At 62.6% G+C, this 22,011-nt stretch carries 18 protein-coding genes; 8 read left to right on the top strand and 10 right to left on the bottom strand.

Translation table 11 applies throughout. The features are described from left to right. Positions 1-4: 4 nt before the first annotated feature. Both AN936_RS17835 and AN936_RS17840 read right to left on the bottom strand, forming a co-directional pair. On the bottom strand, positions 5-1,261 hold the full coding sequence (locus tag AN936_RS17835; protein WP_054589275.1) for a cytochrome P450: 1,257 nt from the start codon (positions 1,259-1,261) through the stop codon (positions 5-7). Then, complete coding sequence (locus AN936_RS17840; RefSeq protein ID WP_084758495.1) at positions 1,261-3,588, bottom strand: TonB-dependent receptor; 2,328 nt, start codon at positions 3,586-3,588, stop codon at positions 1,261-1,263. Before AN936_RS17840 ends, AN936_RS17835 begins: the two co-directional genes overlap by 1 nt. 176 nt (positions 3,589-3,764) lie before the next feature. Here AN936_RS17840 and AN936_RS17845 point away from each other — a divergent pair, with 176 nt between their 5' ends. After that, the gene (locus tag AN936_RS17845) at positions 3,765-5,930 is read left to right on the top strand and encodes a molybdopterin-containing oxidoreductase family protein (protein WP_054589277.1); all 2,166 of its coding nucleotides are present in this window, start codon (positions 3,765-3,767) and stop codon (positions 5,928-5,930) included. Here AN936_RS17845 and AN936_RS17850 read toward each other — a convergent pair whose 3' ends face one another. Further along, positions 5,931-6,530, bottom strand: coding sequence for a TetR/AcrR family transcriptional regulator (locus tag AN936_RS17850; protein WP_158500112.1), 600 nt, complete (start codon positions 6,528-6,530; stop codon positions 5,931-5,933). 82 nt (positions 6,531-6,612) lie between these two features. Between AN936_RS17850 and AN936_RS17855 the strand changes: the two genes are divergently transcribed. Next, positions 6,613-8,355 (top strand): N-acyl-D-amino-acid deacylase family protein, encoded by a 1,743-nt coding sequence (locus tag AN936_RS17855; protein WP_054589279.1) that lies wholly within the window; start codon positions 6,613-6,615, stop codon positions 8,353-8,355. A gap of 8 nt (positions 8,356-8,363) precedes the next feature. Beyond that, positions 8,364-9,149: an SDR family NAD(P)-dependent oxidoreductase gene (locus AN936_RS17860; RefSeq protein WP_054589280.1), complete on the top strand. Its 786-nt coding sequence runs from the start codon at positions 8,364-8,366 to the stop codon at positions 9,147-9,149. Positions 9,150-9,159: 10 nt separating this feature from the next. Here AN936_RS17860 and AN936_RS17865 read toward each other — a convergent pair whose 3' ends face one another. After that, positions 9,160-9,768 (bottom strand): TetR family transcriptional regulator, encoded by a 609-nt coding sequence (locus AN936_RS17865; protein ID WP_158500113.1) that lies wholly within the window; start codon positions 9,766-9,768, stop codon positions 9,160-9,162. A gap of 133 nt (positions 9,769-9,901) precedes the next feature. Between AN936_RS17865 and AN936_RS17870 the strand changes: the two genes are divergently transcribed. Beyond that, a complete protein-coding gene (locus AN936_RS17870) occupies positions 9,902-11,323 on the top strand; it encodes an aldehyde dehydrogenase family protein (RefSeq protein WP_054589282.1) in 1,422 nt (473 codons plus the stop codon). Positions 11,324-11,626: 303 nt separating this feature from the next. Here the strand turns inward: AN936_RS17870 and AN936_RS25120 are convergent, their stop codons facing one another. Continuing rightward, complete coding sequence (locus AN936_RS25120) at positions 11,627-11,824, bottom strand: hypothetical protein (RefSeq protein ID WP_054589283.1); 198 nt, start codon at positions 11,822-11,824, stop codon at positions 11,627-11,629. A gap of 19 nt (positions 11,825-11,843) precedes the next feature. Then, the gene (locus tag AN936_RS25125; protein WP_234715623.1) at positions 11,844-12,527 is read right to left on the bottom strand and encodes a hypothetical protein; all 684 of its coding nucleotides are present in this window, start codon (positions 12,525-12,527) and stop codon (positions 11,844-11,846) included. 279 nt (positions 12,528-12,806) lie between these two features. On the opposite strand from AN936_RS25125, the gene AN936_RS17885 reads away from it, so the two are divergent. After that, positions 12,807-13,253, top strand: a complete 447-nt coding sequence (locus tag AN936_RS17885) for a carboxymuconolactone decarboxylase family protein (RefSeq protein ID WP_054589285.1) — start codon at positions 12,807-12,809, stop codon at positions 13,251-13,253. A 233-nt stretch (positions 13,254-13,486) separates the two neighbouring features. Here the strand turns inward: AN936_RS17885 and AN936_RS17890 are convergent, their stop codons facing one another. After that, positions 13,487-14,401, bottom strand: coding sequence for a LysR substrate-binding domain-containing protein (locus AN936_RS17890; RefSeq protein WP_054589286.1), 915 nt, complete (start codon positions 14,399-14,401; stop codon positions 13,487-13,489). 266 nt (positions 14,402-14,667) lie between these two features. Here AN936_RS17890 and AN936_RS17895 point away from each other — a divergent pair, with 266 nt between their 5' ends. The 3 genes from AN936_RS17895 (at position 14,668) to AN936_RS25325 (ending at position 17,455) form a co-directional block, all read left to right on the top strand. Continuing rightward, positions 14,668-15,363: a type 1 glutamine amidotransferase domain-containing protein gene (locus AN936_RS17895; protein ID WP_054589287.1), complete on the top strand. Its 696-nt coding sequence runs from the start codon at positions 14,668-14,670 to the stop codon at positions 15,361-15,363. A 445-nt stretch (positions 15,364-15,808) separates the two neighbouring features. Further along, positions 15,809-16,750, top strand: coding sequence for a cytochrome P450 (locus tag AN936_RS17900; RefSeq protein ID WP_054589288.1), 942 nt, complete (start codon positions 15,809-15,811; stop codon positions 16,748-16,750). Between the two features lie 363 nt (positions 16,751-17,113). Further along, a complete protein-coding gene (locus AN936_RS25325; protein ID WP_201782932.1) occupies positions 17,114-17,455 on the top strand; it encodes a hypothetical protein in 342 nt (113 codons plus the stop codon). Here AN936_RS25325 and AN936_RS17905 read toward each other — a convergent pair. The 3 genes from AN936_RS17905 to AN936_RS17920 all read right to left on the bottom strand — a co-directional run bounded on the left by AN936_RS17905 (position 17,373) and on the right by AN936_RS17920 (position 22,007). After that, complete coding sequence (locus tag AN936_RS17905) at positions 17,373-18,899, bottom strand: M81 family metallopeptidase (RefSeq protein ID WP_054589289.1); 1,527 nt, start codon at positions 18,897-18,899, stop codon at positions 17,373-17,375. The genes AN936_RS25325 and AN936_RS17905 overlap by 83 nt on opposite strands. 183 nt (positions 18,900-19,082) lie before the next feature. Then, positions 19,083-20,339 (bottom strand): serine hydrolase domain-containing protein, encoded by a 1,257-nt coding sequence (locus AN936_RS17910; protein ID WP_084758500.1) that lies wholly within the window; start codon positions 20,337-20,339, stop codon positions 19,083-19,085. 435 nt (positions 20,340-20,774) lie between these two features. Continuing rightward, positions 20,775-22,007 (bottom strand): metal-dependent hydrolase family protein, encoded by a 1,233-nt coding sequence (locus tag AN936_RS17920; protein WP_054589292.1) that lies wholly within the window; start codon positions 22,005-22,007, stop codon positions 20,775-20,777. Positions 22,008-22,011 lie beyond the last annotated feature (4 nt).

Genomic DNA, 22,011 nt, shown 5'->3' on the forward strand with positions numbered 1-22,011 from the left:
CCCCTTATCGCGCCCTGTATGCGATCGGCAGACGCTTGAGCCCGCTGACGAAATTCGAGGCAACCCACGCCGGGTCGCCCGCAAGTTCGATCGCATCGACACGCGCCAGCAGTTCTTCGAAGAAGATGCGGATTTCCATCTTGGCGAGATGCTGGCCGAGGCAGAGATGCGGCCCATAGCCGAAACCGAGGTGCCGGTTCGGCGGCCGCGACAGATCGAAGCGGAACGGATCGGGAAAGGCGTCGGCGTCGCGATTGGCCGAGGGGTAGCACATCATCAGATGGTCGCCCGCCCGGATCGTCTTCCCGCGCAACGCGTAATCTTCCACGGCGGTGCGGAAGAAATGCTTCACCGGGGTGACCCAGCGCACCATTTCGTCGACGCCGCCCGCCGCAAGGATCGCCGGATCGGCCCGCAGCCGTGCCATTTCGGCCGGATTCTGGAGCAGCGCGAGGAGCCCGCCGGCGATCGTCGAACTGGTCGTGTCGTGCCCCGCGGTCGCGATGATGATGTAATAGGACATTAGTTCGAGCGTGCCGATCGGCTGTCCGTCGACTTCGGCGGTCGACAGCAGCGTCGCGATATCGTCCGACGGATCGCGGCGGCGCGCTTCGGTCAGTTCGGCGAAATAGTCGGTAAAGCCCTTGATCGTCGTCGCGAGGTCGGGCTTTGGCCCCTTGCGGATATCGGGATCGTCGGGGCCGAAGATGTCGCGCGTCAGCACGAGCATCCGCGCCTCGTCCTCGGCGGGCACCCCCAGGATGCGCATGATCACCCGCAGCGGATACCAGACCGCAACATCGTCGACGAATTCGCAGCTCCCGCCGCGCTCGATCATCTGGCCGACAAAATGCCGTGCCAGCGCGCGCAAATCCTCTTCGAGCGCCTTCAGCCGCCCCGGCATGAACCACGCCTGCGTCAGCTTGCGGTGCACCATATGGTCGCGGCCGTCCATATGGACGATGTCGCGCAGCATCAGCGCGCTGCCGCCGGTGAGCTTGCGCACCTGTTCCTCGACCGACACCGGCCGCAGCATCATCCGCGGTGCGTTGAGGAATTGCGCCGCATTACGCTCGACCTCCTGAATATCGGCGAATCTGGTGACGCTCCAGAAGGGGCGATAATCGGCGGGCTCGGTCCAGTGCACCGGGTCTTCGGCGCGCAGGCGCGCGAAGAGCCGGTGATAGGCATCCGGGTCGGCGTAGGTCGCGGGTGCGACGATCGCGTCGTCGTCGGTCGGCGGCGTCGCGATCGTGGCCATCAGAAATTGAACCCGACGCGCACGCCGTAGGTCGCCGGCGGCGCTGCGCGCGCGTTGCGCACGAGGCCGCTGATCGGCAGGCCGCTGTCGAAATATTTCTCGTCGGTGATGTTCGCCGCGAACAGCGAGACCAGCCAGCGGTCGTTCGGCGCGGTGTAGGTCAGGCTGGCATCGACCAGTTGCATGCCGCGTGCCGTCGCACCGCCGGTGCCGGTCAGATTCTCGGCATCGAAATAATAGCCGTCGTTGTGCGAGGCATCGACCGACAATTTGAGTTCGCCATCACCGATCTGATATTTGACATCGGCACCGAGCGAGATCGCGAACTTCGGCGCGCCCGCGAGCCGATTGCCCTTGATGAACAGCACCCCCGCCCCGCCCGCCGACTGGACGTCGCGGTCGTAGCTGGTGTCGAGCAGCAACCCGTTCGAGCGCAGCGTGAACATCGGCGAGACCTGCCAGAGCAGGTCATATTGCGTGCCGGTGATCTTGGCGCCGGTTCCGTTGACCAGAATATTCGATCCGCTTGCCGAGTCGGTATAGGCGATATGGATATTGCCATAGTCGTAGCGGAACGCGCCGAGATTGAGCCGTGCGTCGGGCGACAGGCGGATCTTCGCCCCGCCCTCGAACGAGGTGATCGTCTCGGGCGTGACACCCGGGCTCAGAAGATTGGTATTCGAGAGCGTCGCGCCCTTGAAACCGGTCGAAACGCCCGCATAGAGCAGTAGGTCGCCGGTGTCGTACTGGATGCGGCCGGTATAGGTGAATTTCGACCCCTTCAGCACTTGCCGCCCCTGGTTCGGCGTGCCGAAAACGTTGCGCGGGTCGGTCAGCGAGATGAAGTCGTTGCTGATATATTTCTCGTCGGTGTAGCGCCCGCCCGCCGTGATGCTGAGCCGGTCGGTGATCGGCACCGTGATCTGGCCGTAGCCGGCGATCGACTTGTTCTGCCAGCGGTTGTCGGCCGTGAGTGCCGACAAAGGCGGCAGGTCGCCGGTGAGCAGCACATCGCCCGCCGCGTCGAGATAGAGCACGCCCGCGATCCATTCGACCGGCGAGCCGACCGACGCGATCTGGAATTCCTGCTGCCAGGTCCGCGAAGGGAAATCGCCGGTGAAGCCGACCGACCCGCCCTCGAACCCGGCGGGATAGCTGTCGGGATCGGCAAAGAGCACCTCGGTCGCGGACAGCGATTTGGCGGTCTGATAAGCGGTCAGCGAGCTCAGTTCGACCGAACCGAGGTCGAGTGTCGCCTTCGCCGAATAGGTTTCCGTATTGAGCTGCACGAACGATCCGGCCGGCCCCGGACGCAGGACGCCGCGGGTCGATCCGTTCGCCTCATTGTCATAGGTCGCACCATGCTTGTTGCTGAAACGCAGGTTCGCGGCTGCGGCCATCGCGTCGGCAGGGGAGACGCCGAAGCTTTGCAACAGCCCGGCGTAATAGAGCTGCGACCCGTTGAGGCCGGTGCCGCCGACGTCGATATCGAGCCCGACCGCCTGATAGCCCTGACCCGACCGGTCGTCGGATTCGAAATGCTGCGCACGCAGGACCAGATTGAACCGTTCGGAGGGCTGGAAGACCAGAACCGCGCCGATCGACTTGGAATCGCGGTCATAGAAATCGTCGTTGGTGGCACCGGCGCCCGGCGCGTTCAAATTCCTGATATAGCCGTCGCGCTTGCGGATCGATCCGTTGACCGAGAAAGCGAACATGTCGCCGAGCCCGCCCGAGATGATCGCCGACGCCTCGCGATTGTCGTAATTTCCATATCCTGCCCGGAAGCGGCCCGAGATCGGGTCGCCCGGCCGCGGCGTCTTCGTCGTTACGACGATCGCGCCGCCGGTCGCATTACGGCCATAGAGTGCGCCCTGCGGCCCTTCGAGCACCTGCACCTGTTCGACATTGTCGAGGTCGAAGGCAGCGCTGGTGAGCGTAGAGATATAGACCCCGTCGACATAGGTCGCGACGCTCGCCGCCTGCCCCGCGCCGGTGACGGTCGATCCCACGCCGCGGATGAAGGGCGTGACGTTGCTCGCCTGATTCTGGACGGTCAGCGACGGGGTCAGCTTGGGCAGATCCTGCAACGTCGAAACATTGCGCGCTTCGAGCACTTCGGGCTCGACCGCGGTAACCACGACCGGAACCTTCTGCAGATTTTCGGACCGGCGCTGCGCGGTCACGACGATATCGACCAGCCCTCCGCTCTCCGCAGCCGTGCTGTCGTCCGCGGCGGGCGCCGGGGCCGGAGCCGCTTGGGCCCATACGGGCGAAACGCTCATGGTGGCGATGGCAACACCGGCCATCAGAACAGCCTTACGCATCTTCGTCTCCCTCCAGATCGTGGAGCTTTCCGCTCCATCTTTCTGCTTGCCAGCCCGCGCCACAGTGGCGCATATCCCCGACACGACAAAAATAGATATTCGTCGTATTTTATTCTGTCAACCGGGATTTTAAACGCTCATTTAACAAGCGATTCCGCGGATTTTCGGCGAAATGGATGGAGGGTGAATTGGCGAACGGCGCCGCGATTCGAACCGAGACGACGAGCTTCTGCCGCCTGTGCGAGGCTTTTTGCGGCACCGTGATCGCGGTCGAGGACGGCCGCCCGGTCAAGCTCTCTCCCGACCGCGACAACCCGCACACGCAGGGGCATATCTGCGTCAAGGGCGCCGCGATCGTCGACATCGCGAACGACCCCGACCGCGTGCTGCGGCCGCTGAAACGCATCGGCGGTCCCGGCGAGTTCGCCCCGGTTTCGTGGGATGAAGCGCTGGACGATATCGCCGCGCGGCTGAAAGCGATCATCGACAGTGACGGCCCCGAAGCGGTCGCGACCTATTTCGGCAACCCCGGCGCCTTTTCGACCGACACTTTCATGTCGAGCCAATGGTTCCTGCAGCGGATCGGCAGCACCAAATTCTATGCCGCGGGGTCGCAGGACAGCACGTCGCGCCATCTGGCGAGCTGGATTCTCTATGGCGTCGCCTTCCGCAACGCGATCCCCGATCTGCCCAATTGCGACTTCCTCATCATCACCGGTGCCAATCCGCTGGTTTCGCACGGCGGCCTGCTGACCGCACCGCGGATGCGCCACGATCTCGACGCCATTGCCGAACGCGGCCGGGTGATCGTGATCGACCCGCGCCGGACCGAAACCGCCAAACGATATGAGCATGTCGCGATTCAGCCCGACGCCGACGCCTGGCTGCATGCCGCGATGCTCAAGGTGATGATCGACACGGACGTCGTCGACGAAAGCTTCCTCGCCGCCCACTGTTCGGGCTGGCCCGAATTGCGCGCAGCGGTCGGCGGCATCGACCTCGACGAGGCCGCGATGGCGACGGGCATCGCGCGCGACGACATCGAACAACTGGCGCGCGATTTCGCCGCTGCCCCGCGCGCCGCGATGTACGGCCGCGTCGGCCTGTGCCGCGGCCGTTTTTCGACGATCGCCAATCTGCTGCTCGACGCGATCAACATCGCCGGCGGCAAGTTCGGCAAGGTCGGCGGATCGACCTTCGGCGCCTTTCCGCTCGCCGAAGGGGCCGAACCGCTGTCGGGTTATGGCGAACATCGCACCCGTGTCGGCGACCTCCCGGTGGTCGCGGGTTTGATGCCGGCCGCCGCGCTTCCCGACGACATATTGGAACCCGGCAAGGGCCGGGTCCGCGCCATGATGGTCATCGCCGGCAATCCCGTCCTGTCGGCGCCGGGGGGCGAGCGGCTCGAAAGGGCACTCGAGTCGCTCGCCCTCCTTTTTTCGGTCGATCTGTACGTGACCGAAACCAACCGCTTTGCACACTATATCCTTCCCGCGGCCACCTTCCTCGAAAAGGACGATATTCCGTTGATCGGGCTGTCGCACATGGTGCGCCCCTATATCCAGTATGCCCGCGCCGCAGTGCCGCCGATGGGCGAAGCACGGGAGGAAAAGGCGATTTTCGACAACCTCGTCGCGCGCATGGGGCTCGGCTCGATCGCGCCGACGCCGGGCCTGCGCTGGCTCGAACGCCAGGGCATGTCGATCACCCCGCTCACCCTCGTCGAACTCGCGCTGCGCCATGGCCCGCTCGGCAAACGCCGCGGCGAGGCGGCGCTGAGTTTCGCCAAGCTCGCCGGGATGCCGCACGGGACGATGCTCGACCTCCCGCTCACCTACGACGGCTGGGCCGACCATATCGCCACCGACGACCGGAGGATCCGTCTATGGCATCCGATCATCGCCGACGAGTTCGCCCGCTTCGCCACCGAGCATTCGTCGCCCGCCGGCGACGGGACGCTGAAGCTGTTCAGCCAGCGCAAGCTCAAGTCGATGAACAGCTGGATGCACAACCCCGAAAAACTGGCCCGTTCGCAGGGCCCGACCCTGCTCGTCCATCCCGCGGATGCGGCCCGGCACGGCCTCAGCGACGGGGGCGAGGCGCGGGTGGCGAACGAACATGGTTCGGTCGAGGTCGCGGTCGAGATCAGCGAAGATGTCGTCGAAGGCGCGGTCTGCTATCCGCACGGGTGGGGCCATAACGGCGGCTGGCGTCACGCGAACACCTTGCCCGGCGCGAACATCAACCTGCTGCTCGGGCTGGGCCCGGCGGCGGTCGAGCTCGTTTCGGGCACGACCTTTATCGACGGCCTTCCGGTGACGGTCACCCCGGTCGCGGCCTGATCAGCGCGACATCACCGCCGGCGCCAGAAAGTTGCGAACCAGCGCGTCCATGCCGGCGCGGTCGTCGAGATCCTCGGCCGGGCGCTGAAGCAGCGCGCGATAGACGAAGCTCAGCCACCATTCGATCCGCTCGGCGGCAATATCGGTGCGAACGCGTCCCGCTGCCGCGATCCGCCCGATCACCGGCGCCCAATAATCGTGCATCATCCGTTCGATGACCTGCGAATGCTCGGCGAGTTCGTTGACATAGCCCATCGACCCTTCCTCGAAGAGTCCCTCGAAGATCGGCATCGCGCGCGCCGCATCGACCAGCGCCAGCACCGCCGCCGACAGCAGCGCCTCGCCTTCCAGATCGTCCGGAATATTCTGCTTCGCGCGCTCGTTGACCAGCGCCCCTTCGCGCAGCAGCACCGCGGTCGCGAGTTGCTGCTTGTTCGGGAAATAATTGTAGATCGTCTGGCGCGTGATCCCCGAGCCCTTCGCCACCGCCTCCATCCGCAGCCGCTTGTAACCGACCTTCGCGATCACCTGATTCGCGGCGTCCAATATGCGGGCCTGTGTCCGGCGCGCGACCTCGGTTTCGAGTTCCGTATCGATCATAATCCGCAGAAAATCCCAAAATTTGACGAAAATGAATTTTTGTCGCATTATTCCCGGATAACGACATACCGGGAGATTTGTCATGTACGGATTCGACCTCGTCATCAAGAACGGGACGATCATCGACGGCACGCGCTTTCCGCGCTTCAGGTCCGACATCGGGGTCAAGGACGGCAAGATCGCGCGGATCGGACATATCGCCGATCCCGGCGCGGCGCGCGTCGTCGATGCCGAAGGGCTGATCGTCGCGCCCGGCCATATCGACACCCACACCCATTATGACGCGCAGATCTTCTGGGATCCGACCTGCTCGAATGCGGGCGAGAACGGCATCACCACCGTCGTCACGGGCAATTGCGGTTTCGGCTTCGCGCCCGTCCATGTGCACGACCGCGAGCGCGCGATGTTGATGATGGAAACGACCGAGCAGGTTCCGGCGATCCAGATGCAGACCGCCCTCCCCTGGTCGTGGGAGACTTTCCCCGAACTGGTCGAGGCGATGCGGCGGACGCCCAAGGCAGTGAACCTGACCATGTTCCTGCCGCTCAACGCCGTGATGTTCTATGTGATGGGCGAGGAGGCGAAGCACCGCCGCCCGACCGCGGCCGAGATCGACCGGATCAAGGACCTGATCCACGAGGCGATGGATGCCGGCGCCTGCGGCCTGTCGCTGAGCTTCATGGGGCATGAGAACAACCATGTCGACGTCGATGGATCGCCGATGCCGACCGATATCATGCACCCTGACGATGCCGCCGCGATGGCGGCCGCACTCAAGGAGCGGCAGGAGGGGATCATTCAGGTAATCTCGCAGATCGGCCCGGTCGGCGACCGTTCGATCAGCGAGAAACTGGCGCGCGAGACCGGCCGCCCGATCCTCCACAACGTCTTCTCGGTCAGCGAATATACGCCCGACCTCCACCGGCAGAGCATGGCATGGCTCGACGCGATGAACGAAGAGGACGGGGTCGAGATGTACGCCGCGACGGTCATCTGCCGCGCGTGGAACGAAACCGAGTTGTTCAACTCGCCGGGCTGTTCGCTCGACGCGCTCGACGTCTATCGCGAACTGACCTTCTGCAAGGACCCCGCCGACAAGCGCGCGAAACTGCTCGATCCCGAATTCCGCCGCCGTTTCAACGAAAGCTATGACCCCGTGATGTTCGAGGCGACCGCGGGCGGCCTCGCCGATTACACCGTGATCGGCATGGGCGCCGGTTCGAACGATGCCAAAAACTATCTCGGCAAGACGCTGGGCGAGATCGCCGCGGCCGAAGGCAAAAGCGAAGTCGACGCCTTCATCGACACCGCGCTCGAAAGCGACCTCCGGATCGAACTCAAGACGCCGGGAATCGCGATCGACCCCGCGAAAGTCGCCGATCTGCTGTCGAACGGCCGCGTCCTCGCCGGTGCGTCGGACGGCGGTGCGCACACCAAGAATTTCAGCGGAGGCCAGTGGACCACCGACCTGATCCTGTGGCTCGTCCGCGACAACGACTTCCTCTCGCTCGAGGAGATGCACTACCGCCTCTCGTACCAGCCCGCGCGCGCCATGGGCATCAAGGACCGCGGCGCGCTGCTCGAGGGTATGGCGGCCGATATCCTCGTCTATGATCTTGGCGAACTTTATTTCGATCAGGACCGGTTCGACGTCGTCCACGATCAGCCCGGCGGCGACTGGCGGCGCAAGGCGCGCGCCGGGGGATATCGCCAGATCTTCGTGAACGGCGAGCAGACTTTCGAGCGCGACCGCCCGGTAGGCGCGACGCCCGGCGTCTATCTGGGCGACAGCGCGCCGCGCCCGCAGATCGCCCGCGCCGCCTGATCGCGCCCGTGCTCAAGGACAAGGTCATCCTCGTCGTCGGCGGCTCGACGGGCATCGGACGCGCGACCGCAATCGCCTGCGGACAGGCGGGCGCGACCGTTGTCGTCGGCGCCCGCGACCGCGCGAAGGCAGAAGAGGTCGCCGGCAAAGCCGCGCGCGCCGGTGCACCGCGCACGCTGGGACTCCCCGTCGACGTGCGCTCGTCCGAAGCGGTCGACGCCTTCGTCTCGGCCGCCGCGGACAGCTTCGGCCGCCTCGACGGTGCGGTGAACAACGCCGGAGTCGAGGGGCGGCTGGCCCCGATGCATCGGCTGACCGATGCCGATTATGCCGAGATCATGGACGTCAACGCACGCGGCGTCTTTTTCGCGATGCGCGCCGAGATCGCGGCGATGGGCGAGAGCGGCGGCGCCATCGTCAATGTCGGATCGGTGGGATCGTTCACCGGGCTCGTCGGCCAGTCGGTTTATGCCGCATCGAAGCACGCGGTCTGGGCGCTCACCCGCTCGGCGGCAGTGGAGAATGCCGGGCGCGGCATCCGCATCAACATGGTCGCGCCGGCCGGCACCGAAACGCCGATGCTCCACCGCGTCCTGCAGGGCGATGAGGAAGCGATGCGCGGCGCAGCGAAGATGCATCCCATCGGCCGTTTCGGCACGCCGGAGGAAAGCGCCGCCGCGATCGTCTGGCTGCTCTCCGACGCGGCCTCGTTCGTCTGCGGCCAGTCGATCGGCGTCGACGGCGGTTATTCGGCGACGCTTGGTTTCAACCCGCAGGCTGCGCTCGCCGGCTAGGGTCAGGACTCTAGCGCATTAGCAGGCCGCCGACGACCAGACCGGTGACCGTCGCGGTATAGCGTTCGACGAGATCATGTTCGAGCGATCCGTCGCCGAGGATGGTGCGCCGCGACTGCACCGAGGAGAAGAGATGAGCGCACGCGCCATCGATCGCGAAACTGACGAGATTGGCGTCGACGGGGCGGAATTCGCCGCGCGCGACGCCGTCGGCGATGATCGCGCGCCGCGCCTCGATCACCGGCTGGACGAAGGTCGCACCGACTTTCGCCGAGGCTTCGGACGACGCCTCGCGGAGCAGCTTCTGGAGCAAGCGATTGAGATAAGGCCGCTCGAAATAGGCTTCGATCAATCCCTTAACGTGGATTTCCATCTTCGCCGTCGGCGAGATATCGGCCGCGAGCAGGCGTTCGAGATGCCCCGAGGCGCGCCGCGCGTCACCCTCGATGATCGCGATCATCAGCCCTTCGCGATTGCCGAAATAATAGCTGACGAGCGCGACATTGGTCCCCGCGCGTTCCGATATGTCGGCGATCGATACCTCGAGCAATCCGCGTTCTATCATCAGGCTGCGCGCCGCCTCGACGATGCGCTGCGCGGTCGCCGGTTGGTCGGTCATATCCTCGGCCATCGTGCCCCGTCGCCCCTCCGATTGCGTCGCCGCGCCTTCCTTGACGCGATTTAAATGTTCATTTAATCGAGATTTAAATACTCATTTAATCCGAGTCAATCGGATCGCAGGAGAGGCTCCCATGAATTTCGAAACCGGCTATTCGATGCTCATCGATGGCGCGCTGGTCACCAGCGACGCGCAGATCGAAGTGATCAACCCCGCGACCGGACAGGTCTTCGCCGCCGCGCCCGATTGCTCGGCGGACCAGCTCGATATGGCGGTGAGCGCCGCACAGCGCGCGTTCAAGACATGGCGCGCGGTACCGATCGCAGAACGGCAGGCGTGCCTGCTCAAGGCGGCCGACATTCTCGCCGCCAACGCCGAGCAGCTCGCGCGCCTGTTCACGCGCGAACAGGGGCGCCCGACCGACGGCGCGCTGTCGGAAGTCGGCATCGCGGTGGCGTGGCTGCGCGCCTATGCGGCGATGACGCCGCCGACCCATGTGATCGACAAGGGCGACGGACAGCGGATCGAGACGAGCTATGTTCCGCTCGGCGTCGTCTGCGCGATTTCGCCGTGGAATTTCCCGATCAATCTCTCGGTCTGGAAGATTGCCCCCGCGCTCGCCGCGGGCAACACGATCGTCCTGAAACCATCGCCCTTCACGCCGCTCTGCATGCTCAAGATCGGCGAGCTTCTGAAAGATGTGTTTCCGGCGGGGGTGCTCAACATCGTCTCGGGCGCCGACGCGCTCGGCCCGCTGATGACCGCGCACCCCGGCTTCGCCAAAATCTCGTTCACCGGCTCGACCGCGACCGGCAAGCGCGTGATGGAAAGCGCAGCGAAGGATCTGAAGCGCCTGACGCTCGAACTCGGCGGTAACGACGCCGCGATCGTCATGCCCGACGTCGACCTCGACGATGTGGCGCAGAAGATTTTCTTCGGCGCCTTCTTCAACAGCGCGCAAATCTGCGTCGCGACCAAGCGGCTCTATGTCCACGACAGCATCTATGACGACCTGCGCGACCGGCTCGCGGCGATTGCGCAGGCGGTCAAGCTCGGCGACGGGAGCGAACAGGGCACCGTTCTCGGCCCGCTTCAGAACCGCCGCCAGTTCGACCGGGTGACCGCGCTGATCGACGATGCCCGAACCGCCGGCCTCGCGCTCGTCGAAGGGCCCGCCGGCCCCGATACCGGCGGCTATTTCATCCCCGTCACGATCATCGACAATCCGCCCGAGGATGCCGCAGTGGTGCAGGAAGAAGCCTTTGGCCCCGTCCTGCCGATGATGCGCTTTCGCGAGCTCGACGAGGTCATCGACCGGGCGAACGCCAGCGAATATGGCCTTGCCGGCGCCGTCTGGTCGAAAGACGTCGATCAGGCCGTCGCAATCGCGCGCCGGCTCGAAACCGGCACGGTGTGGATCAACCAGAATCTAATGCTCCGCCCCGACACCCCCTTCGCAGGACACAAGCAGAGCGGCTTCGGGGTCGAAAACGGCATGGAAGGAATGCTCGAATATATGGTGCCGCAAAGCATCTATATTCCGTTGCCATCGTGACCGGTCGCTAGCCAACAAGGCCACACGCGCCGATCCCTCGTCGAGAATCGAGCACGGGACAATGTGAAAGCAACGGGCTTCACGATCATGCCGCGCACCTCAATATCGTAAAGGTGATCGGACGGGAAGGGCTTCGAGACTGTAGCGAGATCTCGCGCTACTCTTGGGCATGCACTGTTCGGGATCGTCGCGAAGCACGATCCCGACAATGAATTGTCACCCTGCTGATTGTTCGAACCTCACGAAGTAGCACGCCTGGTGACAACTCCCAGGTAATGCGTATTTTCGATGCAGTCCTGAACATCAAACGGGTCCGCGATCAAAATCGGCTAGGTACTCCGACGCGGGAAGCACGCCGCTTAGGAGCAGATATTCACGCGCGCGCGTGCTCGCGACGTATAGGAGCCGACGCTCGGTTTCATAAATTTCATCAAGTTCGGCCTCGTCGGCGGCATCCGCAATCCTGTCATCAAGTGGCAGAACGCCCTGATCGCAGGCCATCACCACGACAGCGCGGAATTCAAGGCCCCTTGGCGAGATGCATCGAAGCGGTCGCAATCCGGTCACCATCGGCAATATCGCGGAGAGCAATACGCGCGCGTGGCACCAAATCGGAGGTGCGCACGAATATGCCGATCTCCTGCGCGGCGATGCCATCGGCAAGCCAGCCGGCAACTATGCCGGCAACTGCCGTAGCCTCATCGGCCGCTGTTTCACGGACCATGATCTGCGGCGCAGGTGCGTCAAAAACGGAAACGATGCCGCTGCGCTCATCCTCGATACCGTCCCCGTCGCGCAATACCGCGGGCAGCAGATGGTCTGCCGCCCGGCGGATTTGCTGCGAGGTGCGGTAGCAGACTTTCAGCGTGCAGGACCGGCCTCGCACTTCCACACCCAGGTTCGACCAAGAATAGGGATGCTGGAAGATGCGCTGGCCCATGTCGCCGGAGAGGAAAAGGCTGTCAGGACGGTCCGGCGCAAGTGCAGCGAAAAAGCGGAGCTCCGCTGGTGCCAGATCTTGTGCCTCATCAAGGATCTGGTGATCGAAAGGCTTTCGAGTCCGATCCGAAAACGCCTCGGCCAATCCGGTGGAGGCCTGCGCCCAGATTGTGTAGCGCTCAGCCGCCAAGGCGGTGCGCACGGCATCGAACACGGGCCACAGCCGCTCGCGCTGGTTCGGGCCGAGGCGGCTCTTTCGGCCCATACGCTGGACAGTCGCATAAGAGTCCATGTCGGCGATCCCCCACGCGTCGATGACATTCGTCCATTCGGAAAGGAGGAAGCGATCGGAAAAGCCCTTGAGCTCGACAGCTTTCGCGTCATCCGCGAGATTGGTAAGCTGCGCTGGATCAATCTCGGGCCTTTCTTCCGGTCCATTTCGCCAACATCCGGTCGCACCGGCATTTTTTCGCGGGATGTCACAGCGGATAGATCCCGCTCGTCATGGTGATGCCGAAATGGCTCAGGAAGAAAGGAAGATCAGATGAAGCGGTTGAATTGGTCCGAAGTCGCTCCCGCCGGAGCGAAGGCGCTGTACGGTGTGCACCATTATGTCACCAACAACACGGCCCTCCCTGAAGAACTGATTCACCTCGTCTTCCTCCGGGTCTCCCAGATCAACGGATGCGCTCACTGCATCGATCTGCATAGCCGGGACCTCCTCAAGACCATGTCGATCGACAAAGTCGCGCTGCTTCCGGTGTGGGAGGAAGTCCCGCATCTCTTCCCCGACCAGTATCGCGCGGCTCTGGCCTGGGCGGAGGAAGTCACGCGCGTCAGCGAGACGCATGCTTCCGACGAGGCCTATGCAGCAGCAGCCGAGGCATTCGAGCCGAAAGATCTTGTGGACCTGACGATCGCGATCGCGGCGGTGAACGCCTTCAACAGGCTCGGCGCACCATTCCGCCTTCCAGTTGCGGCCAAGCCCTGACGCGTGAGAGCTGCTCTTTTGGCGTCGCGGTATAATATCAAGTCGATCAGCGAGGCTAACCGCGCATGCGACCCAGGAGGGCTCTTCCTTTCAGGAAACACGGCTCTTCATCTTATGCCCGTCCGATTTCGATCGGGCGGGCGTTCTTTTTCGGCAAATCGTCCTAGTGGCCGATTGCGGCCGTTCCGCTTTTAGCGCCAGAGCATGGAAAGCGGTCATCGCTCCCGCCCCACTCAAACGTTTGAGCCACCATCCACGCCCGCCGCACGTGCGGAGACCAGCCGGTCGATGTTCCGGAGGAAAGCAGCCAAGACGGGTGACGGGTTGTCGGCGCGATAGCCGGCCGCGACTTCGATCACCGGTCCATTCCCGGTGAGAGGTCGGCTGACCAAGGAGGCAGGAAGCAAGGCTTCCACATACGCGGGCAGCAGGGTGACCCCTCTGGTCGAAGCAACGAGAGAAATCCCGGTCGCATAGCCATCGAGGAAGTGGCTAGGCGCCATAGTCAGCCCGCGATCTTCGAAATAGCGCTCGACAATCCCGCGCAGCACATGCGGGGTGTCGGAATAACCGACAAACGATAGGGGATCGATCTCGCGCGGATCGATCTCGGCTCGGGAAGCCAGCGCATGTTCGCGGGGCAAGATCACCACGATCGGTTCGTGCGCGATGACTTTGTAGGTCACATCAGGCTGCGGCTCGATACGCGAGAAGCCGAGGTCGATGTCACCGCTCTGCACCGCGGCGCCGATCGCGGGAGAGAAGTCGCTCGTGACCCGAAAATCGGTCGTCCGCAGCTCATCGCTTAGCACGCTCGTGATGTGGCGCAGCCACTCCACCTCATGTCCCGTAAGAAAACCCACGGCAAAGCTCGCCTTTGCGGGCCGGGCGGTACGCCGTGCAGCGGAAACCGCCTCGCGCGCCTGAGCAAGCGCCAGGCGGGCATGATCGAGGAATGCCTTCCCTGCAGGGGTGAGCACGACGCCGCGCGAGCCGCGGACAAAGAGCGGTGTGCCGACCTCAGCCTCCAGGTCGCGCAACTGACGGCTGAGCGACGGCTGCGATGTGTGAAGGCGCGTCTCCGCTGCCTCGGTAAGGCTACCGGTCTCCGCCACGGCGACGAAGTAGCGAAGGTGACGCAGTTCCATCTTGCCATGCTTTCTAGGCATGGAAGCCCAAGATGCAAAGTCTTTGTAGCGCCAAGCGCCAAGGCGTACTTGGTGCCTACCGAGGCGATAAGGACCTGCCTCAAAGGTCTGACCAACGGCAATCATCCAAGCAGGCATAAGCGTGCGGAGCGTGCTTCGTACGGCGAGGTCCTGCGCGCCTGCCGGTCGTTCGTCGCGGATGATGCACCTCCTCACGGCGTTCGCGGGAGCCAAGCATCTCAACGCAAACTTGTTGGAGAAAAGCGATGACCAAGATCCTGATTGTCCTGTCTGCCGCGGATACCTGGACCCGCGCAGACGGCTCGAAATATGAAAGCGGCGTCTGGGCCGAAGAATTTGTCGTCATGGACGAGAAGTTCATTGCCGAGGGCTGCACCGTCGACATTGCAACGCCCGGCGGCGTTTCACCGACGATCGATCCGCACAGCATGAACCCGGATGTGGTTGGCCAAGCGAACGTCGATCACTTCCGCAGCTATCTCGACGCGATTGCCGAAAGACTGGCGATCCCCCTCGTCCTCGCCGACGTCGACGGCCGCCGCTATGATGCCATCGTCATCCCCGGCGGGCATGGTCCCGTCGAGGACCTGTACAAGGATCCTGACATGGGCCGCGTCCTTCTCGAAGCCGATCGAGCCGGCATCCTTATCGCGCCGGTCTGCCATGGCCAAGCGGCCCTGCTTGCGACGCGAGGTGCCGATGGAAGCTGGCCGTTCGCCGGACGTGCGATGACCTCGTTCAGCGACGAGGAAGAGGTCGAGCTGGGCACTGCCGACAACGCCCCCTGGCTGCTCGCCGACACTCTGCGCAAGTCCGGCGCGCGCTATGAGAAGGGGCCGAACTGGGGCGCCTATGTCGTGCGCGACGGCAATCTCCTCACGGGCCAGAATCCGGCCTCGAGCGAACCACTCGCCGAAGCGGTGTTGGCAGCGCTGCGCTGAACGATCTTCGCAAACGGGGTCGGCTCCTGGCCGACCCCGCATTCGCTCGTGTCCGATTGGAGACTGTAAGCTTTCAATCGATAAGCCGCAAAGCAGACTTTGCCGAGTCTCTCTCTCTCTCAAAGGGAGTTGACCCAAGCCCCGATATCGCTTCAACCCATTGAAATCAGGACTATGTCTTCCTTATATCGCCGGCGCAGCCGCTCGGGCTGCAGCATCCTCAACTTGGCATGGAGAAGAAGATGTCCAGCAAGCATATCGATTATCTCCGGCGCGAGCATGAGGGCTGGCGGTATCGCTATCATGTCCTCACACGCTACGCCGCATCGATGCTGTCTCCCGCGACACCGACAATTTCACCTCAACGCGTGGGTTTCGGCTGCCGCATCTCGAGGAAGGACGTCAGCCGCCCTCGGAAATCGCCGAGACGATCAGCTCGACCTTCATGGGCAGCGATCCGCCGAAGCATGGAGTCACCCGCAAGGTGCTTCAACCGCACTTCATGCCGAGCATGCTCAGGCAGATCGACGAGGAGGTACAGGGAGCCGTTGACGGCCTGATCGAATGCCTTCGCGATCGCCAAACCATCGAGTTTGTTTCGGAGTTTGCCGCGATCGTGCCGATTTTCACGCTCATGCGCTTGCTAGGCGCCCCCGAAGGCGATGCCGACCGCATCTACGAATGGACCAACCGTCTCGTCGGTGCCAACGACCCGGAGTATAATTCCGAGCCTGTCCAAGCCGCGGCCGCCTTCATGGAAGTCTTCAACTATGGCACGGCGCTCCTGGAAGAGCGCGAGGCCTCGCCGAGCGGTGACCTGCTGAGCGCTGTTGCGACGCTTCCCAAAACCGACTCGCGCGAAGAAATGGCGCGGCGCGGTCTGTTTACGACGCTGCTCGCGGCCGGCAATGAAACGACACGCAATTCGCTGACCGGTGCGATCATAGCGCTCACGAAATTCCCGGATCAGAAAGAGGCTCTCGTTGCGGATCCATCGCTCATCCCAAATGCGGTGCGCGAGATCGTCCGATACGTCAGCCCAGTCTTCCAGATGATGCGCTTTGCGAAGCGCGACGTCGTCGTGGGAGGCCAGAAGATCCGCGAGGGCGAAGCCGTGGTCATGCTGTACGGCGCCGCCAACCGCGATCCCGAGATGTTCGAAGATCCCGATAGGCTGGATGTACGCCGCGCCAACGCCAATCGTCACCTTGGCTTCGGCGTCGGCGTCCATCGTTGCATCGGCGCGCCGGTGGCAACCCTGCAGCTTGAAAAGATGCTCTCCGCGCTACTGAGCAACTTCCCTGCCATCGAAGCCGTCTCGGAGCCGGATTTTCTGCGGAGCAATTTCGTGTCCGGTATCAAGAGACTCGATGTCCGTTTACGTTGAACGGGGTGCCGGGCTGGCAGTTTCATGTTCAAGTTGGCCGCTTATGGACGGGCTGCTTTCCGCGATCAAACAATGATAGCGGACGCTTCCAGATGGTTAGGCATATTTGCTTTCGGTATCGCTAGCTGCACTGTCTCGAGCGCCGCCGGCCGGGAGTCGCCCAGTGCGTCGCGGTGGTCACCTGGCCTCTCGTCGGGAAGAGAGCGGCCCCCTTTCCATCGATGGTGAACAGGGGGGACCCGTCCCGCTTGCGTGCCATTTCCATACCGATCTGCATGATCTTGGTTGCCAATGTCTCATGCACAATTTCTGACGGGCAAGGCCTAGCAGGACGGCCGAATTCCGAGGGCGAATGCCCGCGATGTGAAGATTATCGGAGCCGCGGCGCATTTCGTCACCGCCAAGGACGTGCGGCCTGTGATCGAACAGGACGTCCGGCGCGTCAGCCACGCGGCACCCGCAGAAGAGATGGTGGCGATCGGCCGCGAGATCGAGGCATCGGTTCTCAGCCGCGCCGTCCGCTGGCACGCCGATCGCCGCATTTCACTAAACGGCAACCAGACTGTTGTGATCCGACCTGTGAAGATCGAAGCCGCGCACAACCTCGCGTTGCTGACCGGCTTTAGTGCGGCGCCGCAATCGCCTGCTGAACCCTTATCACGGGCTCCGCACTTACGAAACCGGCCCGCGAACGCGCCAGCTTGACACTCTGATAAGGCAATTTCGCAAAGTCCAAGCTTAGCGAGCCCGGCGCGTCGCAATAAAGCGTAGTTTGCGCGATCGGATCGAAAAGCGCGCGAAAATGCTGGCTCGACTTGACGACCACGAGCTGCTTGGAGACCAATTCGACTCCCATCTGAAGGAAGCAGTCAGGGTCGAATACCTGCTGACGGATCGAATTCACGACGATCTTGATGCCCCCCGCGCGCAAGGCGGCCGAAAGCCCGATCGGGACGTTCGGCTCCGCAGAAAACATCCGCTGCTTTACATCGTCACGAACGGCCAGCACTTCGCATTCCAGATCGACGGGATCGCCGGACATCGCGCTTACCTTTCCGCCGATGCGCAGCCGCAATTTCGTTCCCACTCCCGCATCGGCGGCGATCTGCGCGGCTTGGGGATCCCAGATCATTCCCACCGCCGCATTTCCACACCCGCGCTCGATCAACTCGCGCAGGAGGAACGTACTGTCGCATGCCGCCCCGCCGCCGGGATTGTCCGAACTGTCAGCAATGACAACCGGGCCCTTACCCCGCGCCGACAGCGCGGTATCGATGGCGTCGGCTATACTCAAGCGCTCCGTCGGCGCGCCGTCGGCGATCGGAACGAAGGCGTCCGCCAAGTCCTCCGCAAGCGCGGATGCTGCCTCTGCATTCGCCCCCTGCGATACAACAAGCACCGAAGCACCGGCGTGCGCCCAGTCAGCCCAGGGAAATCCGTGCATCAAAGTGACCGATCGGATCCCATCCGCGCTTTCGGCTTCGATCATGCGATCGACGAACCCACGCATCGGTTGTTCGACCGTCCCCTGAAGACTCAACCACGGAATCGTGCGGAGCGTCATCGTCATGCAAGCGCCGCCGGCCAGTTCCACGAGCATGTCATGGAGTTCACGCGCACGCTCGGGGTAATCGACATGGGGATATTCCTTGACGCCGACCAGAAGCGCGCCGCTTTTGACCATGGCTTCACTGACATTGCCATGCAGATCGAGAAGGCCGCCCACGGGCATTTCCCGACCAGCCGCTTCACGAACCGCTTCCAGCAAATCCGCCTCGCAGTCCGGAAAGCCTTCCGCGATCATTGCGCCGTGGAGGACCAACAGCACTGCATCGATCGGGCCGGCTTCGCTCAGCGCGTCCAAAACAATGTGCTTCAACTTTGCGTAGACAGCCGCCGAGATCGGCCCCGAAGGCTGAGCCCAGAAGCACGGTCCTTCAATTGGCTCGTTCCCGGCGTCCCGAACGGCGCGAACGGCATCACCATAACCGGCAAAGTTCAAGGCAAGTTCGCGCATATTGTCACTGGGCGGAATATAGGCCAGATCGGCCTCGAAACTGCCTATGCTCGTCGGTATCGGCGAAAAGCCGTTCGTTTCATGCATGAGGCCCGCGACGAATATCCGCAAGGGTCGACTCTCGTCGGTCATTTTCACCTTTTCCTTACTCAAGCTCAGGCCGCGGCCACGATGGTCTCCACCTTGTATTCGGGACTTGCCAAACGGCTTTCGCCCGTTGCGCGTGACCGCAGCACGCGTCGTAACCGAGCGCGGAGTGTCACGGGACATCCGACTTTTTGGCGGCTTGGACGATCCCGCCACTGCCGGTGCCGATCAGTTCGTCAGAACTGCGCGATAAACCAGTTCCTGCGCCACGATTTCGGGTGGCCGCAAATTGGTCGGGCTGCGTGCGCAATTTCCCATGCCGACGCACAAAATGTCGTTTTCGGGGTCGATCCAGAACCATGTTCCGAAGGCCCCGCCCCACTCATACGTCCCGCGGCCAACCGGCCGGCCGGCGCGCTCGGGATCGACACAAACCATCCCGTTGAGCCCATGCCCGTTACCTTGACCGATGGTATAATGCAGCACCGGATACCGGTTCTCGCAAAATGCCTCGGAGAGGTGGTTCTGCAGCATCAGATCGACGCTCTCGGGCTTTAGCACCTGCACGTCGCCGAGCGAGCCGCGGTTGAGCAGCATCCGCGCGAAGCGAGCGAAATCGAGCGCAGTGGTCTTGTACGATGTTCCGCCCATCGGAAAAATGGACTCGAAGCGTTCTGCCTGCGCCGCTTGCCTCAGCCTCCCCGCTTCGGCGTCAAAGACATGACCCAGCACCAGTCTCTGCGATTGTTTGTCGTCGAGTATGAAACTCGTATCATTCATGCCCAGCGGATCGAAGACGCGCCGCTTCAGGAACAGATCGACACGCTCTCCAGACAGGCGTTCGACAATCTCGGCCTGCAGATCGGTTGCAACGCTATATTCCCACGCCGAGCCTGGTTCATAGCCCAGCGGCATCGTCGCGATCTTTTCGACCAGATCGCTGAGCGACCGCCGGCTTGCGAAATCGAGCTTTGCCGCGTTCGCCGCCATTTGCTCGGGCGTTTTTCCGATGCTGAAGCCCGCCGTGTGTGTGAAGGTTTCACGGAGCGTGGGACCTCGCGTAGCACCGCTCTCCCCCAATTTTTCTATGCCGTCGAACTCCGGAAGATATTGGGCGAGCGGATCGTCGAGATCCCATTTTCCCTCTTCGTAGAGTAACAACATGGCAACGGCCGTGAGGGGTTTACTCATCGAATAAAGCGGAAAGACCGCATCGGGTGACAACGGCCGCTTGGTTTCCCAATCCGCAAAGCCGGTTACATGCCCCCGTACAAGCTTGTCGCCGCGCGCAAGCAGCATGACCTGTCCCGGTATCTCGCCATTCGCGACCATGACATCGAAGTAGCTGTCCAGCTCGGCCAACACATCGGGTGAAAACCCGGCTTCATTCGCAAGCGCGGGGGCAAATTTGAAATGAGGCATATGTCTCTCCTTACCACGCGCGATTGAACGAATATTTTCCAAGGAAGAAAGATGGAAAATCATTCTTCGTCAAGCTGAATATCGAAAAATAAGCCAAAAACGTAGCAGAAATCTCTGACAGCCGGTTTTGTCCGAATCGCTCCTTTCGGATATGGATATTAGGAAAGATGCTTTTCTGCATTGCTTTACACACGTCAGCTCTTCGAAAAGGATCTGGTTTTGGCTGGCACCTCGCCGGTGGCAGGATCAACATTCTTCGCATTCAGCGGCAGCGGCAGAACACCGCGTTTCAAGACTGCGTCGTCGGCCCCGAATGTCGAACCGCTCGCCAAACGCCGTTCGCATCGACTCGCGCTCGTCCATCAGAAATTATTCGCCGAGCTTGCAGGCGCGTGACTGAGCAGGGACGTCGAATAATGGTGGATGCTCTCCGATCCGGTCTGACTTGCGAGCGCTTCACCCACGGGCACTCCTTCGCGATTGACCGACACGGTCACTTTACAGCGCCATCTTGTGGAACTCGCCCGCCTTCATGATGACAGGAAAATTTTGCCCGCCCTGCCCCAGAATCGTAATGTCGTTCATCGGATTTCCGTCGACCAACAGGATATCGGCATAGGCGCCCGGCGCGATGACCCCCAATCGCCCTTCCTCCATAATAATCTCGGCGGCCACCGACGTGGCGGAAATGAGAATATCATAGGGGTCCAGGACCTCGGCGCGCAGACCGAACTCAATTCCCTGGCGATTATTGTGCTCAGCCAGCAGATCGGTTCCGAACCCGATCTTGACGCCGGCGTTCTTCATATGCACCAGGCCTTCCGTCATGGCTTCCAGAAGGTTCTGCATCTTGCTGATGCTTGTCGCGGGCAGTCCGAACTTCGCGCCGTCTTCGTAAAAGGCTTGAACGACCGCGAGCGTCGGCACGCCATAGGTTCCGTTCTTCGCCATGATGGCTGCGGTTTCCGGCGAGACCATCGATACATGTTCGATGCACCGCACGCCGAGTTCCGAGCAGCGGCGGATCGCGATGTCGGGATGGCAGTGCGCGAAGATATAGGAGCCGCGCATTGCCGCTTCTTCCACCGCAGCCTGGATCTCGGCATCGGTGAACTGCAGCTTGTCCAGCGGATCGGTCGGGCTCGCAACGCCGCCGGATGCCATGATCTTGATCGCTCGCGCCCCGCGCCGGAATTCCTCGCGAACCGCCTTGCGCACCGCGTCCGCGCCATCAGCTATGGCGGTAAAGCGCTCGTGGCGCGGCGGGCAGCACATGCAGTCGGAGAAATGCTGCTCGTGACCCTCGCGAAAATCGCCGTGACCGCCGGTCTGCGAGATGTAACGCCCGCTATGATAGAAGCGCGGGCTTTTGATGAAGCCCTTTTCGATCGCCATCGCGAATCCCGCATCGGTCCCGCCAGCATCGCGCAAGGTGGTAAACCCGCGATCCAGCGTCGACTGAAGAAATTGCGCTGCATAGAGCGAGTAATATTCGGTCGGCATCTGCGACAGCCTCGCGACATTCATGTCCGCGGCCCAGATGTGGACATGAAGATCGATTAGCCCGGGCATCAGGGTCCGGCCACCCGCCTCGACGACGCGCTCCGCATCAGTCTTGATTGCCTGCTCGCTTACTTCGACGATGACGCCCTCTTCGATCAGAACATCACCTTCGCGAAGGTCGCGCGACACCCCGTCAAAGATCAGCGCATTGCGGAAAAGAGTTTTCATGATT

This window comes from Sphingopyxis macrogoltabida (genome assembly GCF_001307295.1).
GTDB classification, from domain to species: domain Bacteria; phylum Pseudomonadota; class Alphaproteobacteria; order Sphingomonadales; family Sphingomonadaceae; genus Sphingopyxis; species Sphingopyxis macrogoltabida_B.

Bases quoted from the DNA above. Each gene is read 5' to 3' on its own strand.
- AN936_RS17835 (WP_054589275.1), bottom strand. From the start codon at position 1,261: ATGGCCACGATCGCGACGCCGCCGACCGACGACGACGCGATCGTCGCA.
- AN936_RS17840 (WP_084758495.1), bottom strand. From the start codon at position 3,588: ATGCGTAAGGCTGTTCTGATGGCCGGTGTTGCCATCGCCACCATGAGC.
- AN936_RS17845 (WP_054589277.1), top strand. From the start codon at position 3,765: ATGGAGGGTGAATTGGCGAACGGCGCCGCGATTCGAACCGAGACGACG.
- AN936_RS17850 (WP_158500112.1), bottom strand. From the start codon at position 6,530: ATGATCGATACGGAACTCGAAACCGAGGTCGCGCGCCGGACACAGGCC.
- AN936_RS17855 (WP_054589279.1), top strand. From the start codon at position 6,613: ATGTACGGATTCGACCTCGTCATCAAGAACGGGACGATCATCGACGGC.
- AN936_RS17865 (WP_158500113.1), bottom strand. From the start codon at position 9,768: ATGACCGACCAACCGGCGACCGCGCAGCGCATCGTCGAGGCGGCGCGC.
- AN936_RS17870 (WP_054589282.1), top strand. From the start codon at position 9,902: ATGAATTTCGAAACCGGCTATTCGATGCTCATCGATGGCGCGCTGGTC.
- AN936_RS25120 (WP_054589283.1), bottom strand. From the start codon at position 11,824: ATGGCCTGCGATCAGGGCGTTCTGCCACTTGATGACAGGATTGCGGAT.
- AN936_RS25125 (WP_234715623.1), bottom strand. From the start codon at position 12,527: ATGGGCCGAAAGAGCCGCCTCGGCCCGAACCAGCGCGAGCGGCTGTGG.
- AN936_RS17885 (WP_054589285.1), top strand. From the start codon at position 12,807: ATGAAGCGGTTGAATTGGTCCGAAGTCGCTCCCGCCGGAGCGAAGGCG.
- AN936_RS17890 (WP_054589286.1), bottom strand. From the start codon at position 14,401: ATGGAACTGCGTCACCTTCGCTACTTCGTCGCCGTGGCGGAGACCGGT.
- AN936_RS17895 (WP_054589287.1), top strand. From the start codon at position 14,668: ATGACCAAGATCCTGATTGTCCTGTCTGCCGCGGATACCTGGACCCGC.
- AN936_RS17900 (WP_054589288.1), top strand. From the start codon at position 15,809: ATGGGCAGCGATCCGCCGAAGCATGGAGTCACCCGCAAGGTGCTTCAA.
- AN936_RS17905 (WP_054589289.1), bottom strand. From the start codon at position 18,899: ATGACCGACGAGAGTCGACCCTTGCGGATATTCGTCGCGGGCCTCATG.
- AN936_RS17910 (WP_084758500.1), bottom strand. From the start codon at position 20,339: ATGATTTTCCATCTTTCTTCCTTGGAAAATATTCGTTCAATCGCGCGT.
- AN936_RS17920 (WP_054589292.1), bottom strand. From the start codon at position 22,007: ATGAAAACTCTTTTCCGCAATGCGCTGATCTTTGACGGGGTGTCGCGC.